Consider the following 16,879-nt stretch of genomic DNA (forward strand, 5'->3'; position numbering starts at 1 on the left):
CGTCATGGCGCAAGTAGGTATTTTTGTTGGCACCGTATACGGTAACGCGTTGCTGGTTGCGGAAGAAGCGGAAGGCATTCTCAAGGCTCATGGACACGAGGTGAAAATTTTTGAGGATGCTTCAGTGGATGACTGGCTGGCTTACAGTCAGCAAACGGTACTGGTTGTGACCTCTACCACCGGACAAGGGGACTTGCCTGAGTCTATCCTGCCGTTGTATGAGGGGTTGCGCGAAAAAGTCGGTTATCAGCCAGACCTGCATTATGGGCTGATTGCGTTGGGCGATAGCAGCTACGATACCTTCTGTGGCGGTGGGCATCAGTTTGATGCACTGTTACAGGAGATGGGTGCAAAACGTGTCGGCGAGTTGTTGGAGATCGACGCGGCTGAGCATCCGGAGCCGGAAGTGGTGTCCTGCCCATGGGTAGAGTCCTGGGCGGCGATGTTGACGGCGTAATGATTGTCTGTCTTCAGGTTGTGAAAACGGGGCCTGATGGCCCCGTTTCTTGTCTGGCTGGCATGTGGTTGTGGTATCACAAACCGCGTTTGTGATACGGCATCAGCCTCAATAGCCATCGGGATGCCTGATTGCTTAGCGTTGGGTCAGTTTTTCAAGATCGGCTTCGATTTCGCTGATCTTATTAGTGACTACGCTTTCCAGATGGCGCAGGTCGGACAGAATCTTGCGTTTCAAATCCACTTCAACCTGATCTCGCTGGCAAATCTGATCGAGCTCATCCACGACATAACGCAGATTGGGGCTGATCTCGTTGATTTCTTTGTAACCCTGCCCGGCATTGTCTGCCACGATGGTTTTACGCTGACGCGGATACTTGAATTTGACGCTTTTAGCGAAGAATTCCCCTTTATCCTTGCGAAAGTAAATTTTCAGAATATCGTTGTTGGCCTCCTGACGAAGACTGTACCTGTCGATATCTTCCGGGTTGGAAATCCCAAGACTTTTCAGATTGTCGTACATAACACCACCTTTCTTGTTTTACGTCGGCCTGAAAAACTGGGCCAGTACTGTTGGTCGTGACGGCGGGATGCCGTAAAAAAAATGGCGGGTTGCTTACCCGCCATTCAGTTTAGTCGATAGTGGTATTAGTCGATAGTGCGCAATAACTCATTAATGCCCACTTTTCCGCGGGTTTTCGCGTCTACTTTTTTCACTATCACGGCGCAATACAGGCTATAGCTGCCGTCTTTGGATGGCAGGTTGCCGGAAACGACCACAGAGCCAGCCGGTACACGGCCGTAATGTACTTCGCCGGTTTCACGATCGTAAATCTTGGTGCTCTGGCCGATGAAGACACCCATCGAAATCACTGAACCCTCTTCGACGATCACACCTTCTACGACTTCAGAGCGCGCACCGATAAAGCAGTTGTCTTCAATGATGGTCGGGTTGGCCTGTAACGGTTCGAGCACGCCACCGATACCCACACCACCGGACAGGTGTACGTTTTTACCAATCTGAGCGCAGGAACCAACGGTTGCCCAGGTGTCCACCATGGTGCCTTCGTCAACGTAGGCACCGATATTGACGTAAGAAGGCATCAGCACGGTATTGCGGGCGATAAACGCGCCCTGACGTACGCTGGCTGGCGGGACGACGCGGAACCCTTCACGCTGGAAGCGCGCTTCGTCGTAACCGGCGAATTTCATCGGTACCTTGTCGTAGTAGCGGGTTTCCGCACCTTCCATCAGGTGGTTGTCGTTGATGCGAAAAGAGAGCAGCACCGCTTTCTTCAGCCACTGGTGCGTCACCCACTGACCGTTGATTTTCTCAGCCACGCGCAGCGCACCGCTGTCCAACTGGCTGATAACCTGATTCACCGCTTCGCGCGTTACCGCGTCCACACTGGCCGGGGTGATTTCTGCGCGACGCTCAAATGCGGTCTCGATGATGTTCTGTAATTGCTGCATCCTGTTTCTCTTTCGTGATTAATCAAACCAGGCCGCGTGCCGCCAATACCAGACGGCGGGACACAGCTTAATAGTTAAGAAGCTACTTTATCGTTTGGGTCGAGGGCTTCTGTCAACCGTTGTTGCAATTTAAGCCGCAATTCGGGGCTTAATGCCCGCCTTTCGCTATCAGCCAAAATAAACAGGTCTTCGACCCGTTCGCCGATGGTGGAAATGCGCGCGCCGTGCAACGACAAGTTGAGGTCGGCAAACACTTCGCCCACCCGAGCCAACAAACCGGGCTGGTCGAGGGCAATCAGCTCCATATAGCTGCGTCTGTCGGTATGAGTTGGCAGAAAACTGACTTCCGTTGGTACGCTGAAGTGGCGCAAGCGGGAAGAGGGGCGTCGCACCCTGGGATGTTGGTAATCCCGCTGGGTCAATGCCTGCTCGATGGCATGGCGAATCATATCATGCCTGTCCGGTGCCAGCGGGCTGCCGTCCGGCTCCAGCACGATAAATGTGTCCATCGCCATCCCGTCGCGGCTGGTGAAGATCTGGGCGTCGTGTACGCTGAGATTCCGGCGATCCAGCTCGCCTGCAACCGCTGCAAACAGATAAGGGCGATCCGGGCTCCAGATGAAAATTTCGGTACCGCCGCGGCTGGCCTGATGGCTAATTAAGACCATCGGCTTGCTGGTATCATGCTCCAGTAAATGGCGGGCATGCCAGGCCAGTTGATTGGGCGAGTGACGCAGGAAATAGTCTGCACGGCAGCGACTCCAGATGTGGTAGAGCGCTTCTTCGTCGATATTGTCCATACGCAGTAACGCCAGCGCCTGCAAACGATGGTGACGCACCCGTTCGCGCAAGTCTGGCGAGTTCTGCATGCCGCGGCGTAGCTGCTTTTCGGTAGCGAAATACAGTTCACGCAACAGGCTTTGTTTCCAACTGTTCCACAGCGTTTCGTTGGTGGCACAGATGTCGGCTACGGTCAGGTTCAGCAGGTAACGCAACCGGGTTTCACTTTGAACCTGTTCGGCAAACTGTTGAATGACCGCAGGGTCCTGAATATCGCGTCGCTGAGCGGTGACTGACATCAACAGGTGGCAGCGCACCAGCCAGGCCACCAATTGCGCTTCTCGTGAGTTCAGCCCATGATGTGCGGCGAACTCCAGCGCGTCTTTGGCTCCCAGTTCCGAGTGGTCGCCACCACGTCCTTTGGCAATATCATGGAATAGTGCTGCCAGCAGCAATAATTCCGGCTGCGGCAGACGTGGATACAGCTCTACGCACAGTGGGTGGGACGCGCGGGTCGCTTCTTCGGTAAAGCTTTCCAGTTTCAGCAGTACCCGGATGGTATGTTCATCCACGGTGTAGGCGTGGAACAGGTCAAATTGCATCTGCCCGACAATGTTGCCCCACAATGGCATGTAGGCCCACAAGACGCTGTGGGTATGCATCGGCAACAGCGCCCGGCTGACGGCGCGCGGGTGGCGCAGAATGTTCATGAACAGGCTACGAGCTTCCGGTATGGTACACAGCGGCTGACTCAGGTGACGGCGCGCGTGGCGTAAATGCCGTAGCGTGGTTGAGTAAATTCCGGTGATTTCCTGATTGCGCACCATCAGGTGGAACATGCGGATAATGGCTTCAGGTTTGCGCTCAAACAGGGTTTCGTCACACAGGTCGATAAGCTGGCCACGTAACTGAAAATCTTCATCCAACTGGCGGGGTTTCTCGCTGGTATCCAGCGCCAGTATCGCTTCATCAAACAGTTGCAGCAGCATCTGATTGAGTTCACCGACCCGGCGTGTCATCCGGTAGAAATCCTTCATCATGCGCTCAACTGGCGCGTTGCCTTCGCCCTGATATTGCAGCAGCTGTGCCACATTGAGCTGTCTGTCGAACAACAAGCGGTTATCGTAACGCGGCAGGATCAGATGCAAAGCAAAGCGAATACGCCAGAGAAAACTCTGGCACTCGTTGAGCTCGTTACGCTCAGCTTCCGTCAGGAACCCGAATCCCACCATTTCGTTAAGCGATGTCGCACCAAAGTGGCGACGAGCGACCCAGAGCAGGGTGTGAATGTCTCGCAATCCGCCCGGGCTACTTTTGATATCCGGTTCAAGGTTGTAGCTGGTGCTGTGGTAGCGCTGATGGCGTTCGCGTTGTTCTGCTATTTTGGCGGGAAAGAAGGTTTCTGATGGCCAGAACGCATCGCTGAAAATGTGCTTTTGCAGCATGAGGAACAGAGCCACATCGCCGCAAATCATACGGGATTCAATCAGGTTGGTGGCGACGGAAATATCCGCCCGTCCTTCTTCCAGACATTCATCCAGCGTACGCACACTGTGGCCGACCTCCAGCCGCAAGTCCCACAGCAGAGTGATAAACGTTCCGATCGCCTGGGATTGCACATCGGTGAGTTTGTGCTGGCTTAGCACCAGCAGGTCAATATCCGACAGGGGGTGCAATTCTCCTCGCCCGTAGCCACCTACCGCGACCAGTGCAGTTTGCGGCGTACATTCAAACCCATAGAACCGCCACAGCCGTTGCATCAGGTGGTCGATAAATAGCGTGCGGGCATCAATCAGGGCTTCTGCACTCACGCCCGCTTTGAACTCCTCCGACAGCCAGTTTTGGAACTGTTCCATATGGGTTTTCAGCGTCTGGCATTTCAGCATGTCATCCGTGAAAGTCAGCGGTGAAGCGGGGATAGGGTGAGCCGTGGAGGGCGGAGAGCCGGTGATATCATGCGGGGAGTTGTTATCGATCATGTTGCGCCACCATAAACAAAAAAAAGCCGGCGCTAGCCGGCTTATGCTCAATTATTCCTGATGCGTGATGATGTTGGGGATGGTGTCATCCTTACGCAACGTCATTATTTCGCAGCCGTTTTCAGTCACCACAATAGTATGCTCGTATTGCGCCGACAAGCTACGATCCTTGGTTTTTACCGTCCAGCCGTCTTTCATGGTACGAATGCGGTAATCACCAGCGTTAACCATAGGCTCTACGGTAAACACCATACCCGGTTGTAACACGACGCCACCGTCGTCGGCATCATAATGTAGTACCTGCGGTTCTTCATGGAAACCCCGGCCGATACCATGCCCACAGTACTCGCGCACCACAGAGAAGTCCTGCGCTTCAACGTATTTCTGGATTTCGCGGCCCAGAGTGCGCAACCGGATACCCGGCTTTACCATCCGCAGTGCCAGATACAGGCTCTCCTGCGTCACTTTGCACAGGCGTTCCCCCAGAATCGTCGGTTTGCCGACGATGAACATTTTGGACGTATCGCCGTGAAAATCGTCTTTGATCACCGTAACGTCAATGTTGACGATATCGCCGTCCTTGAGAGTTTTATCATCGCTCGGAATACCGTGACACACCACTTCATTGACAGAAATGCAGACGGACTTAGGAAAGCCGTGATAGCCGAGGCAGGCGGAAATCGCATTTTGTTTGTTGGTGATGTGGTCATGGCAAATGCGGTCCAGTTCACCGGTGCTCACGCCGGGCACCACATAGGGCTCGATCATCTCCAGCACTTCCGCCGCCAGGCGGCCAGCCACACGCATTTTTTCGATGTCTTCAGAGGTCTTTATTGAAATTGCCATTGCATTCAGTCCGCAGGTATCGTCATTTCGACGAAAGAGGGTCAGTAAATAGTGATTTATGGTATCAGCCCAGCCTGACACTGCCAAATCATCATTCCTTCATGGGACTGTCATCGTCGGCAGGATGTACGGCGGTAGAATGCAACAAAAGTTGGTGTCCGTGGGCGGTTTATGGTATAAAGCGCGCCGGTGTTCCGGCTGGAATTTCAGATGACTGAGTTCCTGTCGGTTCAAACTGAACTCACTATGTGTATAACACACACGTGTCGACACATTCGCCGGGGTGCCTGTAATGGTTTTTCCATTCTGGTCGGTGTAATGGGACACGTGGAGGCATAACCCCATACTTAATCTATAGAGGTAATCATGGCAACTGTTTCCATGCGCGACATGCTCAAGGCTGGCGTACACTTTGGTCACCAGAAACGTTACTGGAACCCGAAAATGAAGCCGTTCATCTTCGGTGCTCGTAACAAAGTTCACATCATCAACCTTGAGAAAACAGTACCGATGTTCAACGAAGCCCTGGCTGAGCTGAACAAAATTTCTTCCCGTAAAGGCAAGATTCTGTTTGTTGGTACTAAGCGCGCAGCAAGCGAAGCGGTAAAAGAAGCTGCTAACAACTGCGACCAGTTCTTTGTGAACCATCGCTGGTTGGGCGGTATGCTGACTAACTGGAAAACCGTTCGTCAGTCCATCAAGCGTTTGAAAGATCTGGAAACCCAGGCTCAGGACGGCACGTTCGACAAGCTGACCAAAAAAGAAGCGCTGCTGCGCACCCGTGAACTGGACAAGCTGGAAAACAGCTTGGGCGGTATCAAAGACATGGGCGGTCTGCCTGACGCGCTGTTCGTTATCGACGCCGATCACGAACACATTGCTATCAAAGAAGCAAACAACCTGGGTATCCCGGTATTTGCAATTGTTGATACCAACTCCGATCCGGATGGCGTTGATTACATCATCCCTGGTAACGACGACGCCATTCGTGCAGTAAGCCTGTACCTGAATGCTGTTGCTGCTGCTGTCCGTGAAGGCCGTTCTCAGGATCTGGCTGCTCAGGCAGAAGAGAGCTTCGTCGAAGCTGAATAATAAGGCCAGCTCTGTTGAGCCCTTATTAACCAGGTATTGACATATGTTGGTTAGGGGGCCTTGTCGGGCCCCCTTTTTACTTATCTCTTACTTATCTCCGCCACGAGATAACCGAGGAAAAGATAATGGCTGAAATTACCGCTGCCCTGGTAAAAGAACTGCGCGAACGTACCGGCGCAGGCATGATGGAATGTAAAAAAGCTCTGGTTGAAGCCAACGGCGACATCGAGCTTGCAATCGACAACATGCGTAAATCTGGCCAGGCTAAAGCTGCGAAAAAAGCGGGTCGTGTTGCCGCTGAAGGTGTGATCCTGACCAAAATTGCCGCTGACGGCAAATACGGCATCATCGTTGAGCTGAACTGCGAAACTGACTTCGTAGCAAAAGACGCTGGCTTCAAAGCGTTTGGCGAAGAAGTGGCTACCGCTGCACTGAACGAACGCATCACTGACGTTGACGTTCTGAAAGCGAAATTCGAAGAACAGCGTACTGCGCTGGTAGCGAAAATCGGTGAAAACATCAACATCCGTCGTATCGCAGTGATGACTGGCGACGCGCTGGGTTCTTACATGCACGGTGCTCGCATCGGCGTTATGGTTGCTGCTACCGGTGCTGAAGAAGAGCTGATCAAGCACATCGCTATGCACATTGCTGCCAGCAAACCGGAATACGTCAACGCTGAAGACGTACCGGCTGACGTGGTTGCCCGCGAGCATCAGATCCAGTTGGATATCGCCATGCAGTCCGGCAAGCCGCGCGAAATCGCTGAGAAAATGGTTGAAGGCCGTATGCGTAAATTCACCGGCGAGATCTCTCTGACCGGTCAGAATTTCGTGATGGACCCGAACAAAACCGTTGGCCAACTGCTGAAAGAGCACAACGCTTCTGTAAGCAGCTTCATCCGCTACGAAGTGGGTGAAGGTATCGAGAAAGCTGAAGTTGACTTTGCTGCTGAAGTCGCAGCAATGAGCAAACAGTCTTAATAAAAAGGGAGCCGCCAGTTGGCGGTTCCTTTTTATCCAGCCAAGCTATTCGCGATACCCGTAATTCGTGATACAAGCAATTTCATGGCATCTGGCCCCTTATCAATGGTGCGCCGGGTGTGGCAGTAATAACCCCCAGTACGATGACAGCCTGTTAGGACAAGAACACCATGGCAACCAACGCAAAACCCGTATATCAACGAATCCTGCTGAAGCTGAGTGGCGAAGCGCTGCAGGGAGCTGAAGGTTTCGGTATCGATGCGAGCATCCTCGATCGCATGGCCCAGGAAATAAAAGAGTTGGTTGAATTGGGCATTCAGGTCGGTGTAGTCATCGGTGGTGGTAACCTGTTCCGCGGCGCGGGTTTGGCCAAAGCAGGCATGAACCGCGTGGTGGGCGATCATATGGGGATGTTGGCCACCGTGATGAACGGTTTGGCGATGCGTGATTCGCTGCATCGTGCTTATGTCAACGCCCGTCTGATGTCGGCCATTCCGCTTAATGGCGTGTGCGACAATTACAGCTGGGCTGAAGCTATCAGCCTGCTGCGTAACAACCGTGTGGTGATTTTTTCTGCCGGTACTGGCAACCCCTTCTTTACCACTGACTCTGCTGCTTGCCTGCGTGGCATTGAAATCGAAGCCGACGTGGTATTGAAAGCCACCAAAGTAGACGGCGTTTTCTCAGCTGATCCGGTTAAAGATCCTAATGCAACGCTCTACGAATCACTGAATTATCAGGAAGTCCTGGAGCGTGAGCTCAAAGTCATGGATCTGGCCGCCTTTACGCTGGCGCGCGACCATAATCTGCCAATCCGTGTGTTCAATATGAACAAGCCAGGGGCGCTGCGTCGTGTCGTGATGGGCGAAAAAGAAGGGACGTTGATCAGTAATAACGGCTAACGTCTAATTTAAGGTAATATCTTGTTTTGGTGACACAAGATTGCGCCTATATTGCCAGCCTGCTGCTGGCAATCGATGATTCGCTGGGTCATGCAAGCCGTGCGTGACCTGACTGGCAACCAGTTTTCAAGGGTTCACAACGTGATTAATGAAATCAGAAAAGACGCCGAAACTCGCATGGATAAATGCGTAGAGGCTTTCAAAAACCAGATCAGCAAAGTGCGTACTGGCCGAGCGTCCCCTAATCTTCTGGATGGTATCCATGTGGAGTATTACGGTAGCGCAACCCCGTTACGCCAGTTAGCCAATATCGTGGTGGAAGATTCTCGTACGCTGGCCGTCACCGTATTTGACCGGACCCTGGGCCCGGCGGTGGAAAAAGCTATCATGGCATCTGACCTTGGACTGAATCCGATGTCTGCCGGTACGGTTATTCGTGTTCCGCTGCCGCCGCTGACGGAAGAACGCCGTAAAGATCTGATCAAAGTGGTGCGTGGTGAAGCAGAGCAAGGGCGAGTTTCGGTGCGTAACGTTCGTCGCGACGCGAATGACAAGCTCAAGGCGCAGCTGAAAGACAAAACCATCAGCGAAGACGAAGAGCGTCGCGCTCAGGATGACGTCCAGAAACTGACTGACGGTTTTATTAAGAAGATTGACGCCGCTCTGGCGGAGAAAGAAAAAGAACTGATGGATTTCTGATTCATCGATTCGGTACAGCGCCGCTGGCAGGTGTGCAGTGTTGTCTGCCCCTTCCGCGGCGTTTTGTTTTTCAGCTTTTTTGATGCGGGATGTTTTGTGTAACGCCACGCATTTTCACACCAGCCTCATCGACAGGCCGGCGCTGACGTTACAGACTGGCACCACGCCTGTCATCAACCCCAGCTTTATCAGGTCATATTCATGAAGCAACTGACAATCCTCGGCTCCACCGGTTCTGTTGGCGTTAGTTCACTGGCCGTGGTCAGGGCCAATCCAGACAAATTTTCGATAATGGCATTGGTCGCCGGGCGTAATGTTTCCCTGATGGCGGAACAGTGCCTGGAGTTCTGCCCGGCGTATGCCTCAATGGCGGATGAAGATGCCGCACATGAACTGCGTATCCGCTTACGTGACGCGGGGAGTCGGACGGCTGTGTTATCAGGCGCACAGTCTGCCTGCGAGCTGGCTGCGCTGGATGGGGTCGATCAGGTGATGGCGGCGATTGTCGGTGCAGCAGGGCTATTGCCGGCACTCGCGGCCATTCGTGCGGGTAAACAAGTTCTGCTGGCGAATAAAGAATCGCTGGTGACGTGTGGTCGCCTGTTCATGGACGAAGTGTCGAAGAACGGGGCGAGACTGTTGCCAGTTGATAGTGAACACAGTGCGATTTTTCAGAGTTTACCTGAGCCAATCCAGCGGCAACTGGGATATGCTTCGTTAACGCAATACGGGGTTGAGCGAGTGGTGCTGACCGGTTCGGGTGGGCCATTTCGTGAGATTCCGCTTGCTGCATTGGAGAGTGTCACTCCTGAACAGGCGTGCGCCCATCCAAACTGGTCTATGGGGCGAAAGATTTCGGTGGATTCCGCCACCATGATGAATAAGGGACTGGAATATATCGAGGCGCGATGGCTGTTTAATGCCTCGGAATCACAGATGGAAGTGGTTATCCATCCCCAATCCGTTATCCACTCTATGGTGCGCTACCGGGATGGCAGTGTGATGGCGCAATTGGGTACACCCGATATGCGAACCCCTATAGCCTATGCGATGGCTTATCCTGATCGTGTTTTTTCCGGTGCGGCAGCACTTGATTTCAGCCGCCTGGGCGCGTTGACCTTCTCTGAGCCGGATTTTCAGCGCTACCCTTGCCTGCGCCTGGCGATTGAGGCATGTAATCAAGGGCAGGCTGCCACGACGACTCTCAATGCAGCAAATGAAATTGCGGTTGCGGCATTTTTACAATCCGGTATTCGGTTTACCGATATCGCCGCAGTCAATCAGTGCGTGATGGAACAACTGACATTACCTGAACCGCAAAGCGTTGATGATGTGTTGTCTATCGATACCTGGGCAAGACAAGCCGCAGAAAATGTATTGCGGCGTTATCAGTGACCTGACGCGGGTGTGTTTGTTCACATGCGCCTGAAATGGTATAGTCTGCGCCGCTTGATGCAGGTGGTTATTAATAAAATACCACGGTGATGAAAGCTGTGTGTTCACAGCTTTTTTTATGCTGTCAGGTTTGGCTGCGACTGGATAATCATTTTCTTGCTCGAGGAAATCAATACACGCTATGCCCTCCGAAAATCAACACGGTAATCAAAAGTTGTTACCTAACGGCCCCCGCCATGTCGCAATTATCATGGATGGCAATGGTCGTTGGGCTAAACAGAGGGGAAAGCTGCGGATCTCCGGTCATCAGGCAGGAGTGAAGTCAGTACGCCGAGCGATCAGTTATGCGGTCAGCCAGAACCTTGAAGCCTTGACGCTATACGCATTCAGTAGCGAAAACTGGAACCGTCCGGCGCAGGAAGTTTCTGCGTTGATGGAGCTGTTTGTGCGCGTATTGAATAGCGAAGTCAAAAGCCTGCACAAGCACAATGTCCGTTTGCGAGTTATCGGTGATATTAGTCGATTCAGTAGTCGATTACAGGGACTGATCCAGCGTTCCGAAGCGATGACAGAAAATAATACGGGCCTGACTCTGAATATTGCTGCGAATTATGGCGGGCGTTGGGATATTATCCACGGGGTCAGAAAAATCGCCGAGCAGGTTCAGGAAGGGTTACTGCGTCCTGATACCATTGATGAGTCGACTCTGAATCGTTACATGTGCTTAAACGATCTGGCTCCGGTCGATTTGCTAATAAGAACCAGTGGAGAACATCGCATCAGCAATTTCCTGCTATGGCAGATTGCGTATGCAGAACTCTATTTTACCGATGTTCTCTGGCCGGATTTTGACGAACAAACCTTTGAAGGTGCCATTCATGCCTTTGCTCAACGTGAGCGTCGCTTTGGGGGAACTACGCCTGACGATGCAGATGCATCGTAGGGGGGATTTTTGCTGAAGTATCGCCTGATTACTGCGCTGATTCTTATTCCTTTGGTTATTGCGGCGCTTTTTTTCCTGCCGCCGTTGGTTTTTTCTTTGGTGACGCTGGCTGTGTGTATGCTGGCTGCCTGGGAATGGGGCCAACTGGCTGGTTTGGTTTCTTACTCACAGCGAATCTGGCTTTCCATTGCCTGTGGTTTCCTGCTGGCAGCGATGATGCTGACCTTACCGGATTACCACTATTCCATCACGTTTGTGCCGGTCTGCCTGTCCCTATGGATCTCTCTTGCCTGGTGGAGCGTGGCGCTATTGCTGGTGCTGTTTTATCCCTCCTCCGCTGCGATGTGGCGCCATTCCCGCGTACTGCGTTTGTGCTTTGGCCTGCTGACTATCGTGCCGTTTTTCTGGGGTATGCTGGCGCTGCGCCAATTCGAATATGAATCCAATCCTTTTAGCGGTGCCTGGTGGTTGCTGTATGTGATGGTGCTGGTGTGGGGCGCTGACAGTGGTGCTTATCTGTTTGGCAAGCTGTTTGGTCGGCGTAAGCTGGCACCCAAAGTGTCACCGGGAAAAACCTGGGAAGGATTCATCGGCGGACTGGCAACCTCTGCAATGATTGCGTTACTGTTTAGCCATTATGCGCCATTGTCTATCTCAACCTTTACCCTGTTGGTGTGCTCTATTGTCGCGACACTGGCTTCGGTATTGGGAGATTTGACTGAAAGCATGTTCAAGCGTGAGGCCGGTATCAAGGATAGCAGTCACCTGATCCCGGGTCACGGTGGGGTACTGGATCGTATTGACAGCCTGACTGCAGCCATACCGGTATTTGCCTGTCTGATGCTGCTATTGTTCAAGGCTGTTTAGGAATACAGGTAGAGTCGGTTTATGCTGAATATTCTCTGGAGCCTGGCTGCATTCGTCGTCGCACTCGGTGTGCTTATCACTGTGCATGAGTTTGGGCATTTCTGGGTTGCCCGCCGTTGCGGCGTTCGCGTCGAACGTTTCTCCATCGGCTTCGGGAAGGCATTGTGGCGCCGTCATGATCGTCAGGGCACCGAGTATGTCATCGCGCTGATTCCTCTGGGCGGCTATGTGAAAATGCTCGATGGTCGGGTCGATGAGGTCCCTGAAGAACTTCGGCATCGGGCATTCAACCACAAAACGGTCTGGCAGCGTGCGGCTATTGTCAGTGCCGGACCGATTGCCAACTTCGTGTTTGCTGTCATTGCCTACTGGCTGGTGTTTATCATTGGTGTGCCGGGTATCCGTCCGGTAGTGGGTGAGGTTTTGCCCGGATCGATTGCCGCACAGGCGCAAATTTCACCGGGAATGGAACTAAAGTCAATTGATGGCATCGAAACGCCTGACTGGGATAGCGCGCGTCTGGCCTTGATTGGCAGGATTGGCGAACCTGACGTTGTTTTCGAAACCGCACCGTTAGGTTCTACCAGTACAGAGAGCAAACGGCTTGATCTGCAACGCTGGCATTTCGATCCTGAACGGCAGGATCCGGCGGTGTCGCTGGGGATTGTACCGAAAGGGCCTCAGGTTGAAGCGGTGTTGACTCAGGTCCAGCCCCGTTCTGCCGCTGAAAAAGCGGGTTTGCAAGTCGGGGACAGGATCGTTAAAGTCGATGGTCAATTGCTGGCTCGCTGGCAGCAGTTTGTCATTGCCGTGCGTGATAACCCTGGCAAACCGATTACGCTGGAGGTGGAAAGAGGCGGAGATACGCTGTCCGTTACGCTAACACCTGATAGTAAAACGGTGGGAAAAGGGCGGCTGGAAGGGTTTGCCGGCGTGGTGCCGAAAGTAACCCCTTTGCCTGATGAGTACAAAACCGTGCGCCAGTATGGGCCGTTCAGCGCCATCTATGAAGCTGGGAATAAAACCTGGCTGTTGATGAAACTGACAGTCAGTATGCTGGGTAAGTTGATTACCGGCGACGTGAAGCTGAATAACCTGAGCGGTCCGATTTCTATCGCACAGGGGGCGGGCATGTCAGCAGATTACGGATTGGTGTATTACCTGATGTTTTTGGCGTTGATTAGCGTCAATCTGGGGATTATCAATCTGTTCCCGCTGCCGGTACTGGATGGTGGTCATCTGCTCTTTCTGGCGATCGAAAAGCTAAAGGGTGGACCGGTTTCCGAGCGTGTGCAGGACGTCAGTTATCGCATTGGCACGGTGTTGCTGGTGATGTTAATGGGGCTTGCACTTTTCAATGATTTCTCCCGCCTGTAGGCGTGGATTAGGTTAGGAAAAACGCATAACAACGATGGCGATGAAAAAGTTGCTCATAGCGTCGCTGCTGTTTAGCAGCGCCACCGTATACGGTGCAGACGGGTTCGTAGTGAAAGATATTCATTTCGAGGGCCTGCAGCGGGTTGCCGTCGGTGCGGCATTGCTCAGCATGCCTGTTCGGGTGGGGGATACTGTCACTGACGAGGATATCGGTAACACCATTCGGGCTTTGTTTGCGACCGGGAACTTCGAGGATGTCCGTGTCCTGCGTGATGGGAATTCGCTGCTGATTCAGGTCAAAGAGCGTCCGACCATTGCCAGCCTGACCTTCTCCGGCAACAAGGCGGTGAAGGAAGAAATGCTCAAGGAGAACCTTGAGGCATCAGGTGTGCGCGTCGGTGAAGCACTGGACCGCACCACCTTGTCCAACATTGAAAAAGGGTTGGAAGATTTCTACTACAGCGTAGGTAAATATAGCGCCACAGTGAAGGCGGTAGTGACGCCGCTGCCTCGCAATCGTGTCGATCTCAAACTGGTGTTTACCGAAGGGGTATCCGCCAAAATCCAGCAAATCAATATTGTCGGTAATAAATCTTTCAGTTCCGATGAGTTGATTTCCCGTTTCCAGTTACGCGATGAAGTACCGTGGTGGAACGTGGTGGGAGATCGCAAATACGAGAAGCAGAAACTGTCTGGTGACCTGGAAACGCTGCGCAGTTTCTATCTCGACCGCGGCTACGCGCGTTTCAATATCGACTCAACGCAGGTGAGCCTGACGCCGGATAAAAAAGGCATTTACATCACTGTCAACATTACCGAGGGCAACCAGTACAAACTCTCGGGTGTGGTAGTGCGTGGCAACCTGGTGGGACACGCCACTGAAATTGAAGATTTAACCCGCATTCAACCGGGGGAGCTGTATAACGGCACCAAAGTAACCCGGATGGAAGAGGACATCAAAAAACTGCTGGGACGCTACGGTTATGCTTACCCCCGCGTGGTGACTCAGCCGGAAATCAACGATACCGACAAGACCGTACGCTTGAACATCAATGTTGATGCGGGTAACCGCTTCACCGTGCGTCGTATTCGTTTTGAAGGCAATGATGTGTCCAAAGATTCCGTACTGCGCCGTGAAATGCGTCAGATGGAAGGCGGTTGGCTTGGCAACGATCTGGTGCAGCAGGGTAAAGAGCGACTGAATCGTCTTGGTTATTTCGAAAGTGTCGACACCGAGACCCAGCGCGTGCCCGGAACCCCGGATCAGGTCGACGTAGTGTACAAAGTTAAGGAACGTAATACCGGTAGCCTTAACTTCGGCGTTGGTTTTGGTACAGAAAGCGGCATCAGCTTCCAGGCTGGCGTGCAGCAGGACAACTGGTTGGGAACCGGTAACTCGGTAGGGATTAGCGGTACCCGTAACGACTACCAGACCTATGTTGAACTGTCGATGACGGATCCGTACCTCACGGTAGATGGCGTGAGTCTCGGTGGCCGTGTTTTCTACAACAACTTCAAAGCGCTGAATGCTGATCTGGCCGACTATACCAACCAAAGCTATGGTGTCGGTTCAACGCTGGGCTTCCCGATCAACGAAAACAACTCGTTACGCCTGGGTCTGGACTACGTGCATAACTCGTTGTCGGATATGAAACCTCAGGTTGCAATGTGGCGCTATCTGAATAAGGCGGGCGTCGATCCTGATCCTAACTCGACGTCTAGCGCCAGCTTTAGTGCCAACGATTTCTTCCTGACGCCAGGATGGACTTACAACAACCTTGACCGTGGCTACTTCCCGACCGCAGGTAACCGTGTCAACCTGAGTACCAAGGTGACGGTGCCGGGTTCGGATAACGAGTACTATAAGGCGACCTTTGATTCCGCCAGTTATTTCCCGCTGAGCGAGAGTCACAATTGGGTGCTGCTGGCGAAAACCAAAGCGGGTTATGCTGATGGTCTGAGCGGCAAAGAAGTGCCGTTCTACGATAACTTCTTTGCGGGCGGTTCCAACACTGTTCGTGGTTTCCGTTCCAACACCATCGGTCCGAAAGCGGCCTACTATACCGCTGGGTCTTGTTCAACATCGGATGTGTCATCGTGTAGCATCGCCAACTCGACTGATGCGGTGGGTGGTAACGCGATGGCGGTGGCCAGTGCTGAGTTAATCGTCCCAACGCCGTTTATTAGCGATAAGTACGCCAGCTCAGTGCGTACGTCGTTCTTCGTTGATGCCGGTACCGTGTGGGATACGCACTGGGAAAATACCGCCCAGACGTTGGCCGCTGGCATACCGGATTACAGTAAGCCTGGCAACATCCGTATGTCTTCGGGTCTTGCCGTGCAGTGGGTTTCACCTCTGGGGCCATTGGTCTTCTCTTACGCTCAGCCGTTTAAGAAGTATGATGGGGATCGCTCCGAGCAGTTCCAGTTTAACATTGGTAAGACCTGGTAAACGGGCTGCGTAGGTTTGAGTTTGAAAGGAAGATGTATCGGCATCCGGTGGCGATTTGAGCATATAGCTTGACTGCCGATGCCGTGATTACGATAAGCGCGTTCAGCGCAGAAATACTTAGGGTAAGGAGTTTTAACGTGAAAAAGTGGTTGTATGCCGCAGGGGTGGGTTTAACGCTGGCTGTTTCTGCTGGTGCTCAGGCTGCTGATAAGATTGCGATTGTCAATGTTTCCAGCATCTTCCAACAGTTGCCGCAGCGTGAAGCCGTAAGCAAACAGCTGGAAAACGAGTTCAAAGGCCGTGCTACAGAATTGCAGTCCATGGAACGTTCTCTGCAGGAAAAAATGCAGAAGCTGCAGCGTGATGGTTCTACCATGAAAGCCAGCGATCGTTCCAAAATGGAAAGCGACGTGATGGCTCAGCGTGAGCAGTTCTCCAGCAAAGCTCAGGCTTTCGATCAAGACAATCGCCGTCGTCAGATGGAAGAACGCAACAAAATCCTGAGCCGTATTCAGGACGCGGTAAAAGCGGTTGCCACCAAGCAAGGTTATGACGTGGTTATCGACGCTAACGCGGTTGCTTATGCCGACAATGCGAAAGACATTACTGCTGACGTGCTGAAACAGGTTAAATAA

General features: G+C 52.7%; 15 protein-coding genes. 11 read left to right on the top strand and 4 right to left on the bottom strand.

The features are described from left to right. Nucleotides 1-4: 4 nt before the first annotated feature. Entirely contained in the window at nucleotides 5-457 is a 453-nt protein-coding gene (locus DZE2538_RS04380) for a flavodoxin (protein WP_019844319.1), read from the top strand. A gap of 135 nt (nucleotides 458-592) precedes the next feature. Here DZE2538_RS04380 and DZE2538_RS04385 read toward each other — a convergent pair whose 3' ends face one another. The 4 genes from DZE2538_RS04385 to map form a co-directional block, all read right to left on the bottom strand. Then, nucleotides 593-979 (bottom strand): DUF3461 family protein, encoded by a 387-nt coding sequence (locus tag DZE2538_RS04385; protein WP_012883656.1) that lies wholly within the window; start codon nucleotides 977-979, stop codon nucleotides 593-595. 125 nt (nucleotides 980-1,104) lie between these two features. Next, the gene (dapD, locus tag DZE2538_RS04390) at nucleotides 1,105-1,929 is read right to left on the bottom strand and encodes a 2,3,4,5-tetrahydropyridine-2,6-dicarboxylate N-succinyltransferase (RefSeq protein WP_012883657.1); all 825 of its coding nucleotides are present in this window, start codon (nucleotides 1,927-1,929) and stop codon (nucleotides 1,105-1,107) included. Between the two features lie 74 nt (nucleotides 1,930-2,003). Beyond that, nucleotides 2,004-4,688, bottom strand: a complete 2,685-nt coding sequence (gene glnD / locus DZE2538_RS04395) for a bifunctional uridylyltransferase/uridylyl-removing protein GlnD (protein WP_023639091.1) — start codon at nucleotides 4,686-4,688, stop codon at nucleotides 2,004-2,006. Between the two features lie 51 nt (nucleotides 4,689-4,739). Beyond that, nucleotides 4,740-5,534 carry a type I methionyl aminopeptidase gene (gene map / locus DZE2538_RS04400; protein ID WP_023639092.1) on the bottom strand — a complete coding sequence of 265 codons (795 nt, stop codon included), beginning with the start codon at nucleotides 5,532-5,534 and terminating at the stop codon, nucleotides 4,740-4,742. A gap of 366 nt (nucleotides 5,535-5,900) precedes the next feature. Between map and rpsB the strand changes: the two genes are divergently transcribed. From rpsB to skp, 10 genes are all read left to right on the top strand, one after another. Continuing rightward, complete coding sequence (gene rpsB, locus DZE2538_RS04405; RefSeq protein WP_012883660.1) at nucleotides 5,901-6,626, top strand: 30S ribosomal protein S2; 726 nt, start codon at nucleotides 5,901-5,903, stop codon at nucleotides 6,624-6,626. 125 nt (nucleotides 6,627-6,751) lie between these two features. Continuing rightward, complete coding sequence (gene tsf, locus DZE2538_RS04410; protein WP_012883661.1) at nucleotides 6,752-7,609, top strand: translation elongation factor Ts; 858 nt, start codon at nucleotides 6,752-6,754, stop codon at nucleotides 7,607-7,609. 170 nt (nucleotides 7,610-7,779) lie between these two features. After that, nucleotides 7,780-8,511 carry a UMP kinase gene (gene pyrH, locus DZE2538_RS04415; RefSeq protein ID WP_012883662.1) on the top strand — a complete coding sequence of 244 codons (732 nt, stop codon included), beginning with the start codon at nucleotides 7,780-7,782 and terminating at the stop codon, nucleotides 8,509-8,511. Nucleotides 8,512-8,652: 141 nt separating this feature from the next. Further along, nucleotides 8,653-9,210: a ribosome recycling factor gene (gene frr, locus DZE2538_RS04420; protein ID WP_023639093.1), complete on the top strand. Its 558-nt coding sequence runs from the start codon at nucleotides 8,653-8,655 to the stop codon at nucleotides 9,208-9,210. A 201-nt stretch (nucleotides 9,211-9,411) separates the two neighbouring features. After that, nucleotides 9,412-10,605 carry a 1-deoxy-D-xylulose-5-phosphate reductoisomerase gene (ispC, locus tag DZE2538_RS04425; protein WP_012883664.1) on the top strand — a complete coding sequence of 398 codons (1,194 nt, stop codon included), beginning with the start codon at nucleotides 9,412-9,414 and terminating at the stop codon, nucleotides 10,603-10,605. A 181-nt stretch (nucleotides 10,606-10,786) separates the two neighbouring features. After that, on the top strand, nucleotides 10,787-11,548 hold the full coding sequence (ispU, locus tag DZE2538_RS04430; protein WP_019844316.1) for a (2E,6E)-farnesyl-diphosphate-specific ditrans,polycis-undecaprenyl-diphosphate synthase: 762 nt from the start codon (nucleotides 10,787-10,789) through the stop codon (nucleotides 11,546-11,548). Between the two features lie 9 nt (nucleotides 11,549-11,557). After that, nucleotides 11,558-12,415, top strand: coding sequence for a phosphatidate cytidylyltransferase (gene cdsA, locus DZE2538_RS04435; RefSeq protein WP_038915693.1), 858 nt, complete (start codon nucleotides 11,558-11,560; stop codon nucleotides 12,413-12,415). A 21-nt stretch (nucleotides 12,416-12,436) separates the two neighbouring features. Then, nucleotides 12,437-13,792 (top strand): sigma E protease regulator RseP, encoded by a 1,356-nt coding sequence (rseP, locus tag DZE2538_RS04440; RefSeq protein WP_019844314.1) that lies wholly within the window; start codon nucleotides 12,437-12,439, stop codon nucleotides 13,790-13,792. Between the two features lie 34 nt (nucleotides 13,793-13,826). Continuing rightward, nucleotides 13,827-16,244, top strand: coding sequence for an outer membrane protein assembly factor BamA (bamA, locus tag DZE2538_RS04445; protein WP_038915695.1), 2,418 nt, complete (start codon nucleotides 13,827-13,829; stop codon nucleotides 16,242-16,244). A 137-nt stretch (nucleotides 16,245-16,381) separates the two neighbouring features. Next, on the top strand, nucleotides 16,382-16,879 hold the full coding sequence (gene skp / locus DZE2538_RS04450; protein WP_038915696.1) for a molecular chaperone Skp: 498 nt from the start codon (nucleotides 16,382-16,384) through the stop codon (nucleotides 16,877-16,879).

Source organism: Dickeya zeae NCPPB 2538, from assembly GCF_000406165.1.
In the GTDB taxonomy this organism is placed as follows: domain Bacteria; phylum Pseudomonadota; class Gammaproteobacteria; order Enterobacterales; family Enterobacteriaceae; genus Dickeya; species Dickeya zeae.